We start from the raw sequence: 18,514 nt of genomic DNA on the forward strand, positions 1-18,514 counted from the left end.
GCGCGGCTCACCGCCGCCCCGTCGTCCCTCCCCACCGTGGTCGTGCGCCCGTTCGTCCCCGGGGCGGCGGGCGGACCGGCGTCCGGCGGCCGGCACCGTGCGACGGTGTCGGCGTGACGACCTCGCCCCGACCCTCCGCCGCCGGCCTCGGCCCCGTCCTCCGCGAGGCGCTCGGCGTGCTGTCGCCGGTCCGCTGTGCGGGCTGCGGCCTCCCCGACGTGGAGCTCTGCCGGGCCTGTCGGGTCAGCCTCGAGCCGAGCCCGGAGGTCGACGAGCTGCCGGGCGGGCTGGTGGTCGTCTCCGGGCTGCGGTACGAGGCCGAGGTGCGCTCGACGGTGCTGGCCTACAAGCAGCAGGGGCGCCTCCGCCTGGCGACGGCCCTGGCACCCGCGCTGGCCGCCTCGGTGGCGCTCGCCGCGCCTCCCGGGGTCGGCGGGGCCCCGCCCGTGGTCGTCGCCGTCCCGTCGTCCCCGCGGGGGCGGCGGCGCCGTGGCTGGGACCCGGTCGAGCTGCTCGTGCGCCGGGCCGGGCTCCGGGCCGTCCGCCGGGGGCTCGTCGCCCTGCCGGGCCGCGGGGCGCAGAAGGAGCTCGACCGCGAGGCCCGCCGGCGCTCGCGGGCGGGCAGCCTCCGTGCCCGGCCGGGGCTGGCGGGGCTCCGGGTCGTGGTCGTCGACGACGTGGTGACCACCGGCAGCACCCTGCTGGAGGCGCGGCGTGCGCTGGCCGCGGAGGGCGCCGTGGTCGTCGCCGCGGCCTGCGTCGCGTCCACCCCGCTGCTCTCGCGGAGACGACCGTGAGCCCTCCCGCGGCCGCCTGTGGACGGCCTGGGGATCTGTCCCGTCGGTGGCCGGGAGGTGACAGGCGGGGGTCCACCTGGCTACGGTGGGCAAAAGGCGTGAAAGGACATCCGCCTGGCTGACAGGCGGCACGTCGATAGCCAGAGGAGGTCGTCATGGAAATTTCCGTCACGGGTCGAAACGTCGGCATCACCGATCGTTTCCGCGACTACGCCACTGACAAGGCCGACAAGGTGGCGCAGCTCGCCACGAAGGCGCTCGCCCTCGAGATCAAGGTCTCGCGGCACCACGAGAAGTCGAGCGGCCAGGCCGGCGACGACCGGGTCGAGCTCACGCTGATCGGCCCCGGGCCGCTCGTGCGGGCCGAGTCGACCGGGAGCGACAAGTACGTCGCCTTCGACCTGGCCATCGCCAGGATGCTCGAGCGGGTGCGGCGCGCGAAGGACCGGCAGAAGGTCCACCGGGGCCAGCACCGACCGACGTCGCTCCGTGAGGCCTCCGGAGCGGACTTCAGCGGCATCGACGTCACGCCCGCCGCCGCCGAGACCCTGGACGCCGTGCGCACCGGCTCGATCGCGACGGTCGTCGCCGACGACGAGGCGCCCTCGGCTGAGGAGCAGGAGGACGACTACTGCCCCGTCGTCATCCGCAGCAAGGTGTTCGCGTCGACGCCGATGACCGTCGACGACGCGCTCTACTACATGGAGCTGGTGGGGCACGACTTCTACCTCTTCATCGACGCCGAGACCGAGCGCCCGAGCGTCGTCTACCGGCGCAAGGGCTGGGACTACGGCGTGATCGGGCTCGACCAGAGCGCGAGCGAGCTGCAGGAGGCCGCCACGCAGGCCCGCGCCGGCGTCGTCGCCTGACCCGGTCCGCCCCGGGGCCCGCGGCCACGGTCCGGGCGCGGGGGGAGCAGATCGCTCCTCCCCGCGTCCAGGGCCGTGGCCGCTAGGCTTGCTACCATCCGAGCTGGTCCAACCGGGCCTCCTCACGGGCTGGCGTCACCAGCCGCCCCCGGGGCACGCGGCTCCGCCGCCTGCCCGACCGAGTCTCAGATCCAGGGAGTCACCAGTGGCCAACGTCCTCGAGAGGGTCCTCCGCGTCGGCGAGGGCCGCATCCTCCGCCGCCTCAAGGCGTACGCGAACGCCGTCAACGAGCTCGAGGACGACTTCAGCACGCTGACCGACGACGAGCTGCGCGCCGAGACCACCGAGCTCCGCGAGCGGTACGGCAACGGCGAGTCGCTCGACGACCTGCTGCCCGAGGCGTTCGCCGCCGTGCGGGAGGCCTCGAAGCGGACCCTCGGCATGCGCCACTTCGACGTGCAGCTGATGGGCGGTGCCGCCCTCCACCTCGGCAACATCGCCGAGATGAAGACCGGTGAGGGCAAGACCCTCGTCGCGACCACCGCCGCGTACCTCAACGCCATCGCGTCGCGCGGCGTGCACGTCATCACGGTCAACGACTTCCTCGCGAGCTACCAGTCCGAGCTGATGGGCCGCGTCTTCCGCGCCCTCGGCATGACGACCGGCTGCATCCTCGCGGGCCAGACCCCGGCCGAGCGCCGGGAGCAGTACGCCGCCGACATCACGTACGGCACGAACAACGAGTTCGGCTTCGACTACCTGCGCGACAACATGGCGTGGCAGGCCTCCGACATGGTGCAACGCGGCCACTTCTTCGCGATCGTCGACGAGGTCGACTCGATCCTCATCGACGAGGCCCGCACGCCGCTCATCATCTCCGGCCCTGCCTCGGGCGAGGCGAACCGCTGGTTCGCGGAGTTCGCGACGATCGCGCGCCGCCTCGTGGCCGGCACCGACTTCGAGGTCGACGAGAAGAAGCGCACCGTCGGCGTGCTCGAGCCCGGCATCGAGAAGGTCGAGGACTACCTCGGCATCGACAACCTCTACGAGTCGGCGAACACGCCGCTGATCTCCTTCCTCAACAACGCGATCAAGGCCGACGCCCTGTTCAAGCGCGACAAGGACTACGTCGTCATCAACGGCGAGGTCCTCATCGTCGACGAGCACACGGGTCGCATCCTGAGCGGCCGCCGGTACAACGAGGGCATCCACCAGGCCATCGAGGCCAAGGAGGGCGTCGAGGTCAAGGCCGAGAACCAGACCCTCGCGACCGTCACCCTGCAGAACTACTTCCGCCTCTACGGCAAGCTCTCCGGCATGACCGGCACGGCCGAGACCGAGGCCGCCGAGTTCATGAGCACGTACAAGCTCGGCGTCGTGCCCATCCCGACCAACAAGCCGATGAAGCGGATCGACCAGACCGACCTCGTCTACAAGAACGAGACGGCGAAGTTCGACCAGGTCGTGGAGGACATCGTCGAGCGCCACGAGGCGGGCCAGCCCGTCCTCGTCGGCACCACCAGCGTCGAGAAGAGCGAGTACCTGTCGCGCCTGCTGGCCAAGAAGGGCGTCCGCCACGAGGTCCTCAACGCGAAGAACCACGCTCGCGAGGCCGCCATCGTCGCGCAGGCCGGTCGCGTCGGCGCCGTGACCGTCGCCACCAACATGGCCGGTCGAGGCACCGACATCATGCTCGGCGGCAACGCCGAGTTCCTCGCCGTCGCCGAGATGAACGGCCGTGGCCTCAGCCCGGTCGACACCCCCGACGAGTACGAGGCCGCCTGGGACGACGTCTTCGCCGCCAAGAAGGCCGAGGTCGCCGAGCAGGCCGAGAAGGTCGTCGAGGCGGGCGGGCTCTACGTGCTCGGCACCGAGCGCCACGAGTCGCGGCGCATCGACAACCAGCTCCGCGGGCGCAGCGGGCGTCAGGGCGACCCGGGCGAGAGCCGGTTCTACCTCTCGCTCACCGACGACCTGATGCGCCTGTTCAACTCGGGGGCGGCGGAGTCGCTGATGGGCCGCGGCAACGTGCCCGACGACCTGGCCATCGAGAACAAGATCGTGGGCCGGGCCATCCGCTCCGCCCAGTCGCAGGTCGAGTCGCGCAACGCCGAGATCCGCAAGAACGTCCTGAAGTACGACGACGTCCTCAACCGCCAGCGCGAGGCCATCTACGGCGACCGCCGCCACATCCTCGAGGGCGACGACCTGGCCGACCGGGCCAGCGCCTTCCTGGAGGCCGTGGTCGACGAGGTCATCGACCAGCACACCGGAGACGGCAGCCCCGACGACTGGGACCTGGACGCGCTCTGGACGGAGCTGCGCACCCTGTACCCGATCTCGATCACCATCGACGAGGTCATCACCGAGGCCGGCTCCAAGGGCAAGGCGACGAGGCAGTTCCTGGGCCAGGAGATCCTCTCCGACGCGAAGGTCGCCTACGCCGAGCGCGAGTCGACGCTGGGCGAGGCCGCGATGCGCGAGCTCGAGCGACGGGTCGTCCTCTCCGTGATCGACCGCCGCTGGCGCGACCACCTCTACGAGATGGACTACCTGAAGGACGGCATCGGCCTGCGGGCGATGGCACAGCGTGACCCGTTGGTCGAGTACCAGCGTGAGGGCTACGCGCTCTTCCAGAGCATGATGGGCCAGATCCGCGAGGAGTCGGTCGGGTTCCTGTTCAACCTCGAGGTCGAGGTGCAGGGCCAGGTCGGCGCCGCCGAGGCGCCGGTGATCGCCGCCAAGGGCCTCGAGCCCGAGAAGGCGCAGCCGAAGCTCGAGTACTCCGCCCCGAACATCGCGGGCGAGGTCGAGGTCCGCGACCAGAAGGGCCGGCTCGAGCAGGCGGCGACCGCCAAGGCCCAGAAGGCGCAGGACGACGCGGAGCAGGGCGACGGCCCCGACGTCGCCGCCGCGCGGACGACCAGCGGCACCGGCGCCCCGGCCGGCAAGGGCGCCTTCGGGCAGCCGACCGGGGGCTCCGCCGCCGCGCCGGTCAACCGGGCCGAGCGACGAGCGGCCGGCAAGAAGTCCTGACCCGCCGGTGACGACGAGGGAGGCCGGGCACGGACCGCGAGGTCCGCGCCCGGCCTCCCTCGTCGTCCGGGCTGACCGTCGTCCGGGCTCTCGTCGTCTCGGAACGGGGCCCCGGCCGTGCTGCCGGGGCGTCGCGGTCAGAGCACGTGGAGGGCCGTCGCGCGCCACCGGCGGCCGGTCGTCTCGAGACGGATGGCCACCGACCTGGTCCGGGCGCGCCCGTGCACGACGACGACCGTCTCGGCGACCCCCGGGGCGGGTTCGCTGACGTGGACACGGCCCACCCGGAACACGGGCCGTTGGCTCCGGACGCCGCTCGCCTCGCGGGCGCGGGCGGCGAGTCGGACCCGTTTCTGCAGCACGGCCCACACTTCGCCGTTCATCCACCGGGAGACCTGGTCGAGGTCGCGTGCACCGGCCAGGATCTCGAGGACGCACCGTGCCAGGCCCTCCGCGGCGACCGCGGCGTCGGGCAGGCTGGGCGGCGCCACGGGACCACGGGCGGCCGCAGGGGCGTCGTCCACGGCGTGCAGGAGGCGCGGTACCGGGGGAGCCTCGGGCGTCGCGTCGGTCGTCGTGACCGGCGCGTGCTCGGTGCCGGTGACGGCGTGGAGGCGGCGGCCTCCTGCATCGGCCCGCTCGTCGTCCGGGACGGGATCGGTGGCGGCGGCCACGGCAGGGACGGGCATCAGGCTCGGACTTTCGTCGGGGGACTTCGTCGTCGTTTCGGTGACTACTCGCGTTCAACATATGACATGTCCTCCATGTCACGACAGGGCCGTGGCCGGCCTGTGGACAATCGGGTCTGCCCACCGGCAGGGGAGGGGCAGGGGCCCTCTCGCACGTCGACCTAGACTGGGGCGGTGTCGACGCTCAGTGATCTCGTTCTCGCCCAGGGCCGCTCCACCGAGGCGGACGTCGAGTGGCTCCATCTGCTCGTCGGCGACTGGCAGCTGCTCGCGGACCTCGCGTTCGCCGACATGGTGCTCTGGGTGCCCACGGAGGGCGACAGCTTCGTCGCCGTCGCCCACGCTCGCCCGTCGAGCTCGGCGACGCTGTTCTACCGGGACTTCGTCGGCCAGGAGGTCCGCCCGGAGTGGCGCACGCAGATCGAGCAGGCCTTCACCACGACCCGCATCGTCGACTCGGCCGCGCCCGACTGGTACGAGGAGACCCCGACGCGGGTCCGCGCCGTCCCCGTGCTCCGTCGCCTCGGGGCAAGCCGCCCCGACGTCACCGACGCTCCCATCGCGGTCATCACCCGCCACACCAACCTCAGCGAGGCGCGGACCCCCAGCCGTCAGGAGCTGACCTTCAACCAGTGCTCCAACGACCTCTTCTCGATGATCGCGGCCGGCGACTTCCCCGACCTCGGGGCACCGACCGGGCCGCGTCGCGGTGCCCCCCGCGCCTCCGACGGGCTGCTGCGCCTCGACGTCGACGGCCTCGTGACCTTCGCCAGCCCGAACGGCCTCTCGGCCTTCAACCGGATGGGCTTCGCCGGCGAGCTCGAGGGGGAGTCGCTGGCCGAGGTCACCACCGGGCTGCTGCAGGGCAAGCTCGTCATCGACGAGTCGTTGCCGCTCGTGGTCACCGGCCGCGCGCCGTGGCGGACGGACATCGAGGCCCGCGGCGTCACCGTGTCGCTCCGGGCGATCCCGCTCCGTGACCGGGGCGAGCGGGTCGGGGCCATCGTGCTCTGCCGCGACGTGACCGAGCTGCGCCACCAGGAGCGCGAGCTCATCACGAAGGACGCCACGATCCGTGAGATCCACCACCGGGTCAAGAACAACCTGCAGACGGTGGCCTCGCTGCTCCGCATCCAGGCCCGCCGCACCCGGACCGACGTCGCGCGCGAGGCGCTGACCCAGGCCATGCGACGGGTCGCGTCGATCGCGGTGGTCCACGACACCCTCTCCGAGGGCCTCAGCCAGAACGTCGACTTCGACACCGTCTTCGACCGCGTGCTCATGCTCATCGCGGAGGTCGCCTCGAGCCACAACACGACGGTGAGGCCGACTCTGACGGGCAGCTTCGGCGCGTTGCCGAGCGAGTACGCGACCCCGCTCGCCCTCGCGCTCACCGAGCTGGTCACCAACGCGGTCGAGCACGGCCTCGACGGCCGCGACGGGGAGGTCGAGATCGTCGCCGAGCGCGACGACGAGCAGCTCACCGTGAAGGTGCGCGACGACGGTGTGGGCCTGCCCGAGGGCAAGGTCGGGTCGGGCCTCGGCACGCAGATCGTCCGCACCCTGATCCAGGGCGAGCTCGGCGGGACCATCGACTGGCACACGCTGGTCGGCAGCGGCACCGAGGTCACCATCGAGATCCCGTTCCGGTGGCTCACCCAGGCTTAGCGCGCCCGGCCCCACGCACGACGAAGCCGGCCCCCTCGGGGGCCGGCTTCGTCGTCGGTGCTGTGCTGAGCGGTCAGCTGGCGCGGCGGGCGCGAGCGGCGCGGCGCTTCAGCGCACGGCGCTCGTCCTCGCTGAGGCCGCCCCAGACGCCCGAGTCCTGACTGGTCTCGAGGGCGTACTGCAGGCAGGTCTCGGTGACGGTGCAGCGACCGCAGACGCTCTTCGCCTTGTCGATCTGGTCGACGGCCGGGCCGGTGTTGCCGACCGGGAAGAACAGCTCGGGGTCAGCTGTCAGGCACGCGGCTTTGTCACGCCAATCCATCGATGGGTACTCCTTTTAAATGCTGGACCGGCGCGTCGAAGCACCAGGTTCCGGATGGGGGAAAGATGAGAATTCGGGAGGCGCGCACCACCATGTGCCCGTCACTTCGACCTCGAATATGCTCGCATACTGGGGGAGCCAGATCAAGGATTTTCATGGAGGCCCCAGCGTGACCGACGCCCGCGACACCGAGCCCGACGACGAGACAGAACTGTCCGCGAGGCCGCGGCGGAGCGCTCTCCTCTGGCTGCTCGTCCTGCTGCTCTCCGCCGAGACGGCCCTGCTCGGGGTGGCGACCGCCTACCTGCTGATCGAGCTCGTCACCGTGCGCCCCGACTCCTACGCCTCGGCCACCGCGATCCTCGTCCTCACCCTCCTCGCCACCGTCTGGCTGGGGGCCGTCGTCGTCGGAGTGCTGCGCGGCCGGGCCTGGATCCGAGGGGCGGCGATCGTCTGGCAGGTGCTCCAGATCGCCGTCGGCGTCGGCAGCCTCCAGGGGGTCTTCGCGAACGCCGCGGTCGGCCTCTGGCTGATCGTGCCCGCGGTGGTCGTGGTCGTCCTGCTGCTCGTGCCGAGCGTCGTCGCCCAGACGTCCATCCGCGACGAGGCGCCTCCGCACGCGTACTGACGCGCCCCCGCACGCGTGCTGACGACGCGAGGCCCCGCCCGCGGTCGCGGACGGGGCCTCGTCGTGGGACGCGGCCGTCGGTCAGTCGATGCCGAGCTTCCGGCGGAGCATCGCCACGTGGCCCGTCGCCTTCACGTTGTACAGCGGCAGCTCGACCGCACCGTCCTCGTCGACCACGAACGTCGAACGGATCGTGCCCGTGACGACCCGGCCGTAGCTGTTCTTCTCCCCGTAGGCGCCGTACGCCTGGTGCACGGTCAGCTCCGGGTCGCTCAGCAGCGGGAAGGTCAGGCCCTGCTCGTCCTTGAACCGGCGCAGCGCCTCCGGCTCGTCCTTCGACACCCCGAGCACCTGGTAGCCCGCCGAGGCGAGCGAGTTCAGGTTGTCGCGGAAGTCGCAGGCCTCCGTCGTGCAGCCCGGCGTCGACGCCGCCGGGTAGAAGTACACGATCACCCGGCGCCCCGCGAAGTCGGACAGCGACACCGGCGCGCCCGACTCGTCGGGCAGGGTGAACGACGGCGCCGGGGCGCCCTTCTCGAGCGTGGTGGACATGCTTCTCCGATCTCGCGGCACGACGGGCGTGCCGGTGGTTCTCAGGGGGTCTCCGGACATGCTAGAGTCATTCCTCGTTGCGGAACGTCCCGCAGCACGCACCTCTAGCTCAATTGGCAGAGCAACTGACTCTTAATCAGTGGGTTCTCGGTTCAAGTCCGAGGGGGTGCACGCGATATCTGATCCCCCGTGTGCCCGCTTCGCTGGGCAGCGGGGGATCTCGCGTTCCACGCTTCTGTCCGCTCCGCGGACACGCGGCTCGTCGTCGGGCGGGGCGGGGGTCTGACCCGCCAGGTCGCTGTGGCTCGGGGCGGCGGCGCTGCGCGCGCCGGGGTGGAACGTCGCTTCGCTCGTTCCGGGGCGGCGGCGCTTCGCGCGCCGGGGTGGAACGTCGCTTCGCTCGTTCAGGGGGGGGAACGTCGCTTCGCTCGTTCCGGGGCGGCGGCGCTTCGCGCGCCTGAGCGGGGGAACGTCGCTTCGCTCGTTCGGGGGGCGGCGGGGGCGCTGCTCGGTCCGGCGCGGGTCAGGGGGCGGGGCGGGGGGTGAGGAGGGCGGCCAGGGGGAGCGTGGCGGCGAGGAGAGCGGTGGGGAGGGGTGACGCCGGGTCCTGGGAGGCGGCGAGGACGTCGACGGCGTAGACGGCGGCCCACGGGACGAGCGAGACGACGACGACCGCGGCCGCGGTGGCCCGGCGACGACGGGCGAGGACGACCGCCGCGAGGAGGGCCGCGAGCATCAGCAGGAGGAGCGTGGCGGCCTGGAGCGGGCCGGACCAGAACCAGCCCCGCGCGGTCTGGCCGAGGCCGTGGGCGACGGCCACGGCGGCGGTGAGGACCGCGACGGCGACGGTGCCCCCGACGACGAGCCGGGGCGACCGCGGCGTGCCGACCATCGCCACGATCGCGCAGGCTCCGACGAACCCCAGCGTCGTGCTCGTCGGGCCGTCCCAGCCCAGGTCGAAGCCGTCACGGCCCGTGACGGGCAGCACGAGGCAGAGCAGCAGGGAGACGGCCAGCCAGCCTCGCGCGATGCCCCACCGGCCGGCGAGGCCGACCGCCACGGCGGCGACCCACAGCAGCGCCAGGACGACCCCGGGGTCGAGGAAGGGCCCGAAGTGGCTGAGCTCGTGCTGCAGCGCGCGCTCCCGGAGGAACGGCCCCCACGACGTCGTGACCGCGTGCACCAGCGACCAGCCCGTGCCGGTGGCCAGGGCGACCGTCGCCGCCCCGTCGCGCACCGACGTCGTCCGCGCGAGCAGGCCCTCGACGACGCCCGACCCGGGCGAGACCAGCGTCGACTCGACGGGATCGATCAGGCGGCCCTGCGTGGTCTCGGTCACGGGACGACGGTAGGGCGACCGGACCGTCGGTGTCGTCATCCTGGGGGAGGAGGGGGAGGAGGGGGAGGAGGGCCGCCGCAGGAGGGCTGCCCCGTGGAGGAACGGCGTGCCGGCCCTCAGGCCCCGTCGTCGTCGCGCGGGTGCTGCGCAGCCGCGTCGCGCCCGGTCACCGGGTACGGCCCGGTCATGCCCTCGCGGAGGCGGGCGGCGGCGAGGATGCGATCACGCTGCAGGTACCAGCCCAGCACGAGCAGCGGGATGATCAGCACGAGCGACGCCACCGTGAGCGACCCGATCGGCCAGTCGATCGCCATCAGCACGAGGACGGCGACCAGGAAGGCGAGCGTCAGCCAGCTGGTGACCGGCGCGCCCGGCAGCCGGAACGAGGGCTCCTTCGCCTTGCCCTGCCGCGCCCACTGCCGCAGCCGCATCTGGCAGAGGATGATCGTGCCCCACGCGGTCAGGATGCCGAGCGACGCGATGTTGAGCACGATCTCGAAGGCGGCGCTGGCGCCGACGACGGCGTTCAGGCCGACGCCCAGCAGGGTGATGCCGGCAGTGAGGAGGATGCCGCCGAACGGCACGCCGCCCTTCGACATGACGGTCGTGAACTTCGGCGCGGAGCCGTTCATGCCCATCGAGTGCAGCACGCGACCCGTCGAGTAGAGGCCCGCGTTGAGGCTCGAGAGCGCGGCCGTGACGACGACGAAGTTCATGATCGAGCCGGCGACCTCGCCGATCTCGGGCGACCCGATGCTGCTGAAGAACGTGACGAACGGGCTCTCGCCGGCCCGATAGGCCGTGAACGGGAGCAGCAGCGACAGCAGCACGAGCGAGCCGACGTAGAAGACGGCGATGCGGATGATGACGGTGTTGATGGCGCGGGGCACCACCTTCTCCGGGTGCTGGGTCTCGCCCGACGCCGTGCCGACCAGCTCGATGGCCGCGTACGCGAACACCACGCCCTGCACGACGATGACGGCGGGCAGCAGGCCGTTCGGCAGCAGGCCGCTGGCGGCGATCACCGACCAGCCCGTGTCGACGGCCTCGCCGCCGTTCGTCACGGGGAAGGAGGCGGCGAGCCAGACGACCCCGACGACCAGGAAGACCACGAGCGCCGCGACCTTGATGATCGCGAACCAGAACTCCATCTCGCCGAAGACCTTGACCGCCAGGAGGTTGACCGAGAGCACCACCGCGAGGGCGACGAGCGCCAGCAGCCAGTCGGGCGCCGACGTGAACGCGCTCCAGTAGTGCAGGTAGAGGGCCACCGCCGTGACGTCGACGATGGCCGTCATCGCCCAGTTGAGGAAGTACATCCACCCCGCCGCGTAGGCCGCCTTCTCGCCGAAGAACTCGCGGGCGTACGACACGAACGACCCCGACGACGGACGGTGCAGGACCAGCTCGCCGAGGGCCCGGAGGATGAAGAAGGCGAACACGCCGCAGATCGCGAACACGACGGCCAGGGCCGGGCCGGCGTTCGCGAGGCGGCCGCCCGCCCCGAGGAACAGCCCCGTCCCGATGGCGCCCCCGATCGCGATCATCTGCAGCTGCCGGGGCTTCAGCCCGTGCTGGAACCCGGCCTGCTCGTGGCTGAAGTCCTGCGGGACGTGCTCGGTCGTGGAGTCGCCGTCGTGGTCGCGGGGAGTGGTCATATATCGACCCTAGAGCGTGACGTACGCCCCCTGCACGTCCGTGACGTCGGGCCGGGTCGACGGTCGTGGAGCCGCCGTGTACCCCGCTCCCGGGACCGCCTCAGTGAGACCACCGACGACGCACAGCGGAACACCAGGGCCCGGAGGGGGAGGCGCGGGTAGCGTCACTCCTGGCCGTCCCCCACCGAGGGCGGCGCCGAACGATCCGCACCACCGAGCCGGGCAGCGCCCGAGCCGCAGGAAGGCACCACCCGTGAGCACGACGACCAGCATCGAGCCCCTCCGTCGCAGCGCCCGCATCCTCACCCGGTCGGTCGCCCCCGACCTCGTCCAGGTCTCGACCCCCGACCGCGTGCTCGGCTTCGTGAGGTCCGACCGCGACTCCTACGTGGCCCTCCGCGGCACCGACCCGCGCTGGGCCGACGAGCTCGGCCGCTACGTCAGCCAGGGCCTCGCCCTCGAGGCGCTCCGCCTCCGCAAGCGCTCGGTCTGACCCGGGTCAGCCGCCCGCGGGCGCGCCGTCGCCCACGGTCGCGAAGAACGAGGTGAGCTCCCGGTCGATCCTGGCCCGCGCCTCCTCGTCGGTCAGGGCGGGCGTGCCGTCGCCCGACTGCTCGCCGTAGGAGCCGAACTGGGCGTGGCTCGAGCCGTCGATCTCGACCATCGTCGCGTCGGCCGGCAGCATGTCGCGGTACCGCTCGACGTCGTCGGGCGTGCTGAGGCCGTCGTCGCTGCCGGAGAGGCTCAGCACGGGCAGGTCGTCGTCGCCCGAGAGGTCGGTCGTCGCGCAGTACGAGCCGAACAGCACGAGGCCGTCGACCGAGGGGTCGTCCGCCGCGTAGCCGCAGGCGCGCACCCCGCCGAGCGAGTGCCCGCCCACCGCCCAGTTCGTCACCTCGGGGGCCGCGGCCGTGAAGTGGTCGAGGCCCCGCCAGTCGAAGAGGCCGAAGCCGAGCACGGGGCGCTCGATCACCACGGTGACGCCGGTCGCGACCAGCCCGGAGAGCACCTCCTCGTAGGCCTGCGGGTCGACGCGGGCGCCGGCGACGAAGACGAGGCCCTGGTCGAGGGCCTCGGTCTGCGCGGGGCGCATGACGACGAGGTCGGGGCGGTCGGTGACGGCGACCCGCGGGTCGTCGGCCACGGCCCGGAGCGAGGAGGCGGTGGCCGACATGGGCAGCTTCGCCCACGTGAAGAAGCCGACCGCCACCAGGACCACGACGGCGAACGCCCCGAGGCCGATCGCCTTCGCGACGCGCCGGGCCCGGCTGCGGTGTCGGGCGGGGGTCGAGGGGGTGGCGGCGTCGTGACGGGAAGCTGTGCGTTGTCTCACGGTCTCAGTGTGGCGGGTGCCCGCCTGGACCTCGCTGGCAAGGGTCCGACAGGGTGGACGGATGCCTTGGATACAGCTCGTCATCTCGGTGGCCGCCGCCGTCGTGCTCACCTTCGTCGTCTCCGCCGCCGTCGGCTGGGTGTTCGGATTCGTCGCGAAGCGGAAGGAGTGGGCGGCCGCCTTCGTCGCCCGCATGCGACGGCCGTTCCGGTGGACGCTGCTGGTCGTGCTCCTGACGATCGCGCTCCGGACGTCGTTCGACGCCATGTTCGGCACGCCCTGGCCGGGCCAGGAGGCGGTCTCGCAGCTGTTCCGGTGCGCGGTCATCGTCGTCGTGGCCTGGTTCGTCGGCGCGCTCGCGATCTTCTTCGAGGACCTCGGGCTGGCCCGCTACCGGGTCGACACCCCCGACAACCGGGTGGCCCGGCGCGTCCGCACGCAGGTGCTCATCCTCCGCCGCCTCACCATGGTGGTCGTCGTCGTCCTGGCCCTCGGCGCCGTGCTGCTCGGGTTCCCCGGCGTCGAGGCGGTCGGCGCGAGCGTGCTGGCCAGCGCCGGCCTCGTCTCGGTCGTGGCGGGCCTGGCCGCGCAGTCGACCCTCGCGAACGTCTTCGCGGGCATCCAGCTCGCGTTCTCGGACGCCATCCGCATCGACGACGTGGTGGTGGTCGAGGGGCAGTGGGGCCTGATCGAGGAGATCACGCTGTCGTACGTCGTCGTGCACATCTGGGACGACCGGAGGCTCGTGCTGCCGTCGACCTACTTCACGACGACGCCCTTCGAGAACTGGACCCGACGCACCAGCGAGCTGCTCGGCGCCGTCGAGCTCGACCTCGACTGGCGCGTCGACACGGGGGCCATGCGCGTCGAGCTCGACCGGATCCTCGCGGGCACCGACCTCTGGGACGGCCGCACGAAGGTGCTGCAGGTGACCGACGCCACGGGCGGCTACGTGCGCGTGCGGGTCCTCGTGACGGCGAAGGACGCCGGCACGCTCTTCGACCTCCGCTGCCTCGTCCGGGAGGACCTCGTGACGTGGCTGCACGCCCAGGCCCCCGAGGGCGTGCCGCGCAGCCGCGTGCAGATGGTCGACGCCGAGCCCGTCCGCCCGCGGCGCCCGGCCGCGTCGAGCTCCGGCTCCGGCGGGCTCTTCACCGGTGAGAACGCCGACAGCGAGCGCACGGCGCTCTTCACGCAGGCCATCCCGATCCCGATCGTCCACGACGCCGACCCCGCGCCCCGGCCCTACGCCTCGTCCCTCGGCGCCGAGGCCGAGCACGACCCGCACGTCGCCGGTCGGCCCGACGGCCGGGGCGACGGGCGCCCCGACCGCTAGGTCCTTCGGCGCCCGCACGAAACGAAGGAGGCGCGCCCCGGTCACCCGGGGCGCGCCTCCTTCGTCGTGTGGGGAGCTGTCAGTCGTCGGACTTCGCGGCCTCGACGACGTTGCCCACCGCGATCGCCGTCGTGGCCGCCCAGGCCACGGCGGTGAGCAGCAGGCGCCAGTCGCGGGGCCCCGCGGCGAGGCTCTTGATGAGGCTGAGGCCCGAGAAGGCGGAGCTGATGATGGCCCCGTTGAAAAGGAATTTGCGCACTGGTCTCTCCTGTGGTCGGTGGCTCCACGCTACCCGGGGGCGCCCTCAGGGGCACGGCTGTGTATGGTGAGCTGCCCGGCGCCCGTGCCGTGCCCGTCCCGCCCGAGGAGACCCGTGCGCACAGCCGTCCTGGGAGCAGTCCTGCTCGTCGTCGGGGCCGTCGCCCTCGTCGCCGGGGTCCTCACCGGAGACGAGCTGCTGGCGCTCGTCGAGCGGGTCGCCCCGGTGCTCGGCTTCGTCGTCGCCCTGACCGTCGTCTCCGAGCTCGCCGCCGAGGCCGGGCTGTTCTCCTGGCTGGCCGGGGTCGCCGCCCGTGCCGCCCGAGGCCGCGTCGTCGTGCTCTGGGCCGCGGTGGTCGTGCTCGCCCTCGTCTGCACGGTCTTCCTGTCGCTCGACACCACGGCCGTGCTGCTCACGCCCGTGGTCGTGCTGATCGCCCGGCGCGTGGGCCTGCCGGCCCTGCCCTTCGCCCTGACCACGGTCTGGCTCGCGAACACCGGCTCGATGCTGCTGCCCGTGTCGAACCTCACGAACCTCCTCGCGCTCGACGCCCTCGGCTCGCCGTCGCCCCTGAGCTTCGCCGCGCTCGTCGCCCCGGCCGCCGTCGTCGGCGCCGTCGTGCCGGTCGCCGCCGTCGGGCTCCGCTACCGCCGCGAGCTCCGCGGCCGCTTCGATCCGCCCGCCGCGGAGGCCCCGGCCGACCGCGTCCTGTTCGGCGTCGCCGCCGCCGCCGTGGCCCTGCTCGTCCCCGCCCTGGTGTCGGGCGTGGAGGTCTGGATCCCCGCCGCGGCCGCCGCGCTCGTGCTCGTCGTCGCCACCGCCGTCCGCCGTCCGTCCGTGCTGCGGATCGGCCTCGTGCCCTGGGGCACGCTCGTCTTCGCGAGCGGCCTGTTCGTCGTCGTCGAGGCGGCCCACTCGCTCGGGCTCGCCGACGCGCTCGCCGCCCTGGTCGGGTCGGGCGAGGGCCTGCCCGACCTGCTGCGCCTCGCGGGCGGCAGCGCGGTCGCGGCCAACGTCGCCAACAACCTGCCGGCCTACCTCGCGCTCGAGCCGGTCGCCGGGTCGCCGCTGCGGCTCGTCGCCGTGCTGATCGGCGTCAACATCGGCTGCCTGGTCGCGCCCTGGGCCTCGCTGGCCACGCTGCTCTGGCACGGCCGACTGACGTCGATGGGCGTCGAGGTCGCCTGGGGGCGCATCGTGCTCGGCGGCCTCGTCGTCGCGGTGGTGGCGGTGCCGCTCGCGGTGGTCGCGACCGTGCTGGTCGCCTGACCGACCGCGGCCCGGGGCGCGCGCAGGGCCTCGCGGGCGAACGACAGCGTGCGGCGGAGGGCGTCGACCAGCGACTCCTCGCCGGCCCCGCGCCGGTCGGCGTGCACCTCGGCGACGACCGCGCCGCTCCAGCCGGAGGCGGCCAGGTGCGAGAGCACCTCGGCGACCGGCTGCGTGCCCGTGCCCGGCACGAGGTGCTCGTCGACGAGGCCGCCCGGCCGGGCCGAGACGGTGCCGTCGCAGAGGTGGACGTGACGGAGGCGCGGGCCGAGCGCCAGCGCGAGGTCGAGGGCGTCGCGGCCCGCGACGGCGGCGTGCGAGAAGTCGAGCGTGGTCGCCGCCACGTCGAGGCGGACCGGGTCGTGCCCGGGGGAGTAGACGTCGGCGACGACCGGGCCGAGGCGCCACGGGAACATGTTCTCGACGGCGAGCTCGACGCCCGTCGCGGCCTCCACGTCGCGCACGACCTCGACGAAGCGGGCGGCGATGCGGCGCTGCCAGCGGAACGGCGGGTGCACGACGACGGTCGGCGCCCCGAGCTCCGCGGCCAGCTCGGCCGAGCGCAGCAGCTTGTCGCGCTGGTCGCGACCCAGGGCGAAGTGGGCCGCCGGCAGCACCGGCGCGTGCACCGACAGCACGGGCAGGCCCCACCGGGCGACGGAGGCGCGGAGCAGCGAGGCGTCGCGGCTGCCCCGGTCAGCGGTCACCATCACCTCGACGCCGCCGTAGCCCACCCGGCGGGCGAGGCGGAAGGCCTCGTCGGCCGGTCGCGGGAAGACGCAGGACGTGCTCATGCCGACCGTGATCACGCGGCCAGGCTACGACCGGGGCGTGACCACGCCGCGGGGCCGAGCGTGAACGTCGGGCGAACGGCGGGCCAACGCGGCCGCTAGAGCCAGTCGCGCTTCCGGAACTGCCACCACAGCAGGCCGCCCACCCCCACGATCAGCACGCACGAGGTCACGAACCCTGACACCTCGCTGAAGCCCGGGTACGGCACGTTCTGCCCGTAGAAGCCGGTGATGGCCGTCGGCACGGCGATGATCGCCGCCCAGCTGGTGACCTTCTTCATCACGTCGTTCATGCGGTTGGACTGCAGCGCGAGGTTCGTGTCGAGGATGGTCGAGACGAGGTCGCGCAGGCTGTCGTTCTGCTCGGCCACCCGCAGCACGTGGTCCTGCACGTCCTGGAAGTAGGGCTGCATCACGGGGTCGACGTCGTGCAGGTCGCGTCGCAGCAGGGTGGCGACGAGGTCGCGCATCGGCGCCGAGACCCGGCGCAGCAGCACGAGGCTCTTGCGCAGCGCGAACGAGCGCTTCTGCACGTCGACCGTGCGAGGTGCCGGGTCGAAGAGGTCGTCGGCGATGCCCTCGATCTCGTCGTCGAGAGCGTCGGTCGCGGCCGAGTGCCGGTCGACGACGCTGTCGACGAGGCCCCAGAGCAGGAAGGGGACGCCGTGCGCGGCCAGCTCGACGTTCTGGTCGTAGGTCGCCGCGAGGTGCGCGACGTCGAACTCGGGGTGGTGGATGGTGACGAGCGCCCGCCGCGTCAGGAACGCCTTGACCTCGCTCGTCGTCAGCACGCCCGAGCGGGCGTCGAGGGCAACGTCGTAGAGCACGGCGAAGAGGTGGCCCTCGTAGTGGTCGATCTTGGGGCGCTGCCCGCCGACCAGGGCGTCCTCGACGGCGAGCTCGTGCAGGTCGAGCTCGTCCTCCAGCTGGGCGAGGTCGTCGGCCGTGGGGTCGGTGAAGTCCACCCAGACGGTGCAGTCGCGCTCGAGGTGGTCGCTGACCTCGGCCAGCGGGAACGCCTCCGCGACGAGCCGCCCGTCCCGGTACGCCCGGGTCTGCGTGGGCGTGCGGGTCTCGGTCTGGGCCGTCGTCATGGGGGCATGCTATTCCCGTGACCCCGCACGTGAAGCAGCGCCCCGACGCCCCCGACGGCTTCTTCGAGGCGGAGGCCGCGGGCCTGGCCTGGCTCGCCGAGGCGGCGCCCGACGGCGGCGTCCGCACGGCGCGCGTCCTCGAGGTCGGCCCCGGCCGGATCGTGCTGGAGGAGGTGCCGGAGGCGCGGCCCGGGCCCGCCGCCGCCCGCGCGTTCGGCGCGGCGCTGAGCGTCACGCACGCGGCGGGCGCCGACGCCTTCGGTGCGCCTCCCGCCGGCTGGCGGGGCGCCTCCTTCATCGGGCGTCGCCCCCAGGCGACCGAGCCCTCCGACTCGTGGGGCGCCTTCTACGCGGAGCAGCGGGTGCGCCCCTTCGCGTACCTCGCCCACGACGCGGGCACCCTGACCACCGACGAGCTGGACGCGGTCGAGACGGCCTGCGACGCGGTCGCCGCCGGCGCCTTCGACGACGGCGCGCGGCCCGCCCGGCTGCACGGCGACCTCTGGGCCGGCAACGTCCTGTTCGGCGACGACGGCGTCGTGCTGATCGACCCGGCGGCGCACGGCGGACATCCCGAGACCGACCTCGCCATGCTCCAGCTGTTCGGCTGCCCGCACCTCGACGACGTCCTGGCCGGGTACGACGAGCGCTCCCCGCTGCGACCCGGCTGGCGGGAGCGCGTGCCCCTGCACCAGCTGCACCCCCTCGCCGTCCACGCCGCGGGGCACGGCCGGTCGTACGGCCGGGCGCTCGCCGAGGCGGCGGAGGCGGTGCTGCGGCTCGGCTGAGCGGGGGAGGAGAGCCGGGGGACGACCCTGATCCCCGGCGGGGGCGCGCTGATAATCTGACCGTCCCTGCGTCGACGCGGGGGGA

At 73.1% G+C, this 18,514-nt stretch carries 17 protein-coding genes, 1 tRNA gene and 1 pseudogene; 10 read left to right on the top strand and 9 right to left on the bottom strand.

Annotation, left to right across the window (positions count from 1 at the left end; all coding sequences use genetic code 11):
• Positions 1-113 precede the first annotated feature (113 nt).
• The 3 genes from F1C15_RS14340 (at position 114) to secA (ending at position 4,703) form a co-directional block, all read left to right on the top strand.
• Positions 114-797 (top strand): phosphoribosyltransferase family protein, encoded by a 684-nt coding sequence (locus F1C15_RS14340; RefSeq protein ID WP_185231984.1) that lies wholly within the window; start codon positions 114-116, stop codon positions 795-797.
• 155 nt (positions 798-952) lie between these two features.
• Positions 953-1,666 carry a ribosome hibernation-promoting factor, HPF/YfiA family gene (gene hpf, locus F1C15_RS14345; RefSeq protein WP_167258764.1) on the top strand — a complete coding sequence of 238 codons (714 nt, stop codon included), beginning with the start codon at positions 953-955 and terminating at the stop codon, positions 1,664-1,666.
• Between the two features lie 205 nt (positions 1,667-1,871).
• Positions 1,872-4,703 carry a preprotein translocase subunit SecA gene (secA, locus tag F1C15_RS14350; protein ID WP_185231986.1) on the top strand — a complete coding sequence of 944 codons (2,832 nt, stop codon included), beginning with the start codon at positions 1,872-1,874 and terminating at the stop codon, positions 4,701-4,703.
• 137 nt (positions 4,704-4,840) lie between these two features.
• On the opposite strand, the gene F1C15_RS14355 is transcribed toward secA, so the two are convergent.
• Complete coding sequence (locus F1C15_RS14355; protein WP_185231988.1) at positions 4,841-5,392, bottom strand: Rv3235 family protein; 552 nt, start codon at positions 5,390-5,392, stop codon at positions 4,841-4,843.
• A gap of 174 nt (positions 5,393-5,566) precedes the next feature.
• Between F1C15_RS14355 and F1C15_RS14360 the strand changes: the two genes are divergently transcribed.
• Positions 5,567-7,060: a sensor histidine kinase gene (locus F1C15_RS14360; protein WP_185231990.1), complete on the top strand. Its 1,494-nt coding sequence runs from the start codon at positions 5,567-5,569 to the stop codon at positions 7,058-7,060.
• Positions 7,061-7,133: 73 nt separating this feature from the next.
• On the opposite strand, the gene F1C15_RS14365 is transcribed toward F1C15_RS14360, so the two are convergent.
• Positions 7,134-7,382, bottom strand: coding sequence for a WhiB family transcriptional regulator (locus tag F1C15_RS14365; RefSeq protein WP_056053444.1), 249 nt, complete (start codon positions 7,380-7,382; stop codon positions 7,134-7,136).
• Between the two features lie 169 nt (positions 7,383-7,551).
• On the opposite strand from F1C15_RS14365, the gene F1C15_RS14370 reads away from it, so the two are divergent.
• Positions 7,552-8,010, top strand: coding sequence for a hypothetical protein (locus F1C15_RS14370; protein WP_255465313.1), 459 nt, complete (start codon positions 7,552-7,554; stop codon positions 8,008-8,010).
• 81 nt (positions 8,011-8,091) lie between these two features.
• On the opposite strand, the gene bcp is transcribed toward F1C15_RS14370, so the two are convergent.
• Positions 8,092-8,562, bottom strand: a complete 471-nt coding sequence (bcp, locus tag F1C15_RS14375; protein WP_167258772.1) for a thioredoxin-dependent thiol peroxidase — start codon at positions 8,560-8,562, stop codon at positions 8,092-8,094.
• A 98-nt stretch (positions 8,563-8,660) separates the two neighbouring features.
• On the opposite strand from bcp, the gene F1C15_RS14380 reads away from it, so the two are divergent.
• Positions 8,661-8,733 (top strand) — tRNA-Lys (locus F1C15_RS14380).
• Positions 8,734-9,085: 352 nt separating this feature from the next.
• Here the strand turns inward: F1C15_RS14380 and F1C15_RS14385 are convergent.
• Together F1C15_RS14385 and F1C15_RS14390 are read right to left on the bottom strand one after the other, a co-directional pair.
• Positions 9,086-9,901 (bottom strand): hypothetical protein, encoded by an 816-nt coding sequence (locus tag F1C15_RS14385; protein ID WP_185231992.1) that lies wholly within the window; start codon positions 9,899-9,901, stop codon positions 9,086-9,088.
• A 116-nt stretch (positions 9,902-10,017) separates the two neighbouring features.
• A complete protein-coding gene (locus F1C15_RS14390; protein ID WP_056053453.1) occupies positions 10,018-11,559 on the bottom strand; it encodes an amino acid permease in 1,542 nt (513 codons plus the stop codon).
• 253 nt (positions 11,560-11,812) lie between these two features.
• On the opposite strand from F1C15_RS14390, the gene F1C15_RS14395 reads away from it, so the two are divergent.
• A complete protein-coding gene (locus tag F1C15_RS14395; RefSeq protein WP_185231994.1) occupies positions 11,813-12,052 on the top strand; it encodes a hypothetical protein in 240 nt (79 codons plus the stop codon).
• A 6-nt stretch (positions 12,053-12,058) separates the two neighbouring features.
• On the opposite strand, the gene F1C15_RS14400 is transcribed toward F1C15_RS14395, so the two are convergent.
• Entirely contained in the window at positions 12,059-12,892 is an 834-nt protein-coding gene (locus tag F1C15_RS14400; protein ID WP_235491150.1) for an alpha/beta hydrolase, read from the bottom strand.
• 61 nt (positions 12,893-12,953) lie between these two features.
• Here F1C15_RS14400 and F1C15_RS14405 point away from each other — a divergent pair, with 61 nt between their 5' ends.
• On the top strand, positions 12,954-14,228 hold the full coding sequence (locus F1C15_RS14405; RefSeq protein ID WP_185231996.1) for a mechanosensitive ion channel family protein: 1,275 nt from the start codon (positions 12,954-12,956) through the stop codon (positions 14,226-14,228).
• Between the two features lie 79 nt (positions 14,229-14,307).
• On the opposite strand, the gene F1C15_RS14410 is transcribed toward F1C15_RS14405, so the two are convergent.
• Entirely contained in the window at positions 14,308-14,487 is a 180-nt protein-coding gene (locus tag F1C15_RS14410; protein WP_167258785.1) for a hypothetical protein, read from the bottom strand.
• 114 nt (positions 14,488-14,601) lie between these two features.
• Between F1C15_RS14410 and F1C15_RS14415 the strand changes: the two genes are divergently transcribed.
• Positions 14,602-15,756 carry an SLC13 family permease gene (locus F1C15_RS14415; protein WP_185231998.1) on the top strand — a complete coding sequence of 385 codons (1,155 nt, stop codon included), beginning with the start codon at positions 14,602-14,604 and terminating at the stop codon, positions 15,754-15,756.
• A 116-nt stretch (positions 15,757-15,872) separates the two neighbouring features.
• Here the strand turns inward: F1C15_RS14415 and F1C15_RS16260 are convergent.
• Both F1C15_RS16260 and F1C15_RS14420 read right to left on the bottom strand, forming a co-directional pair.
• Positions 15,873-16,550: pseudogene (locus tag F1C15_RS16260) on the bottom strand (sugar phosphate isomerase/epimerase family protein); the annotation flags it as partial.
• 95 nt (positions 16,551-16,645) lie between these two features.
• Positions 16,646-17,641, bottom strand: a complete 996-nt coding sequence (locus F1C15_RS14420) for a magnesium transporter CorA family protein (protein WP_185232000.1) — start codon at positions 17,639-17,641, stop codon at positions 16,646-16,648.
• Positions 17,642-17,658: 17 nt separating this feature from the next.
• Here F1C15_RS14420 and F1C15_RS14425 point away from each other — a divergent pair, with 17 nt between their 5' ends.
• On the top strand, positions 17,659-18,429 hold the full coding sequence (locus tag F1C15_RS14425; RefSeq protein ID WP_156369904.1) for a fructosamine kinase family protein: 771 nt from the start codon (positions 17,659-17,661) through the stop codon (positions 18,427-18,429).
• Positions 18,430-18,514: the final 85 nt, after the last annotated feature.

Source organism: Frigoribacterium sp. NBH87 (assembly GCF_014217665.1).
GTDB classification, from domain to species: Bacteria; Actinomycetota; Actinomycetes; order Actinomycetales; family Microbacteriaceae; genus Frigoribacterium; species Frigoribacterium endophyticum.